This is a genomic window from Arthrobacter alkaliphilus, from assembly GCF_021483235.1.
Lineage (GTDB): Bacteria > Actinomycetota > Actinomycetes > Actinomycetales > Micrococcaceae > Arthrobacter > Arthrobacter alkaliphilus.
On the sequence record NZ_JAKEEC010000054.1, the window covers coordinates 1 to 1,868 of the forward strand.

Consider the following 1,868-nt stretch of genomic DNA (forward strand, 5'->3'; position numbering starts at 1 on the left):
TTGTGGTGGGGGTGTGGTGTGGCCAGTGGGGTGGTTCCCAGTCTTGGTGTTCGCTGGGGTAGTGCCGGCCGGTGGGTGAGGTCCATCCGGGTGGGTGGTTTTTGCTGGCCGGGGTGGGGGTCCAGGCGGTGGTGTGTTTGAGGCGGTGGTGTTTGGGGCAGGGTTGGCCCAGGTTGGTGATGCCGGTGGTGCCTCCGTCGGCCCAGGCCAGGAGGTGGTCGGCGTCGTTGTCCAGGGAGTGGTTGTTGCAGCCGGGGAAGGGGCATTTGGCGTCGCGCAGGCGCAGCCATTGGCGCATGGCTTTGGTGAGGCGGTAGCTGGTGCGTCCGATTTCCAGTGGGGCGCCGTCGCGGGGGTCGGTCAGGACGCGGTGGAAGGAGTCTGCGCCTTCGGCGATCAGGGTCCGGGCCATGGAGGGCGGGATGGGCCCGTATCCGTCGAGCATGGCGGGTTCTTCGGTGGCGCCCAGCAGGGACAGGACGGGGACGGTGACCAGGACCTGTGCCCGCGGGAACGGCACCCCCGCACCCGCACCGTCGGCGATTCCGCCGACCACACCGCCGGGCATCCCGACACCGTCGTCGACCATTCCGCCGGGCGCGACCACCCCGCCGTCGACCATTCCGCCGGGCNCAGGGACAGGACGGGGACGGTGACCAGGACCTGTGCCCGCGGGAACGGCACCCCCGCACCCGCACCGTCGGCGATTCCGCCGACCACACCGCCGGGCATCCCGACACCGCCGTCGACCATTCCGCCGGGCGCGACCACCCCGCCGCCGACCATTCCGCCGGGCAGACTGCCGCCGTCGTCGCACATCCGGTCGGGCAGGCGGCCGTTGGTGGTGGTGGTTGTGGTGTTGGTGTTGTTGGTGAGGAGCCAGGTGGCGGTGATGTCGGCGCNAGACTGCCGCCGTCGTCGATGTCCGCGATCCGGTCGGGGAGGTGGCTGTTGTTGTTGTTGGTGGTGTTGTTGGTGAGGAGCCAGGTGGCGGTGATGTCGGCGCGGAGTTGGGTGAGGGTGCGGGGTTCGTGGGGGTTTTGGAGGGCGCGGGCGGCTGCGGTGCAGCGGTTCCAGATGCCTGCGGCGGTGGTTGCGGGCAGGTAGGCGGAGAGCCAGGCCATGCCGTCGGTNCGGAGTTGGGTGAGGGTGCGGGGTTCGTGGGGGTTTTGGAGGGCGCGGGCGGCTGCGGTGCAGCGGTTCCAGATGCCTGCGGCGGTGGTTGCGGGCAGGTAGGCGGAGAGCCAGGCCATGCCGTCGGTGTCGGGGTGGTATTCGATGCGCCGGTCGGCGGCGCTTTTGGTGTGGCGTTCTTCGATGCTCGCCGGGTGGTGGCGTTCGCGCCAGGTGCGGGCTTTGGCCCGGAACCTGGAGGGGACGAGGTCCCCGGCCGGGCAGCCGCGGGCGGGGTGGGGTGCGTGGGGGTCCAGGAAGTGTGCTTCCAGGGCTGCGGCGCCGTCCGGGTCCAGGGTGTGGGATTGGTCGATGATGATCCGGGCGTGTTGCCAGGAGATGGTTCCCGAGCGCAGGGCCGCCCGTGTCAGGGGCAGGTTCGTGGCCAGTGCCTGGGCATCGGCCAGGAGGGCCGCGGCGGTGCGTTCGCTGATGGTCAGGACGCAGGCGATCTCGGCGAGCAGGGCAAGGTCCCGGGTGGTGGCTTCGGCAGGGGAGCCGGGCGGGGGTGCCAGGGCGGTGGCTGCCCGGGCGTAGTCCTCGGCGAGGCTGGCCTTCAGTGCCGCGGTCCGGGCTTCGAGCCGGGCGACTTCGGCGAGACCGTCCAGGCACCCGTCGGCCAGGTCCCGCAACGGATCGGAACTGTCCGCGCCCGCACTGGCGGCAAGACCGGCAAGCACGGTGACGGAAGCGGC

The 1,868-nt window shown here is 71.3% G+C and carries 2 pseudogenes; both read right to left on the reverse strand.

Going from position 1 to position 1,868, the window contains the following annotated elements:
- A pseudogene (locus L0B83_RS19530) lies at positions 1-538 on the reverse strand (HNH endonuclease signature motif containing protein); the annotation flags it as partial.
- Positions 539-1,187: 649 nt separating this feature from the next.
- A pseudogene (locus L0B83_RS19535) lies at positions 1,188-1,853 on the reverse strand (DUF222 domain-containing protein); the annotation flags it as partial.
- Positions 1,854-1,868 lie beyond the last annotated feature (15 nt).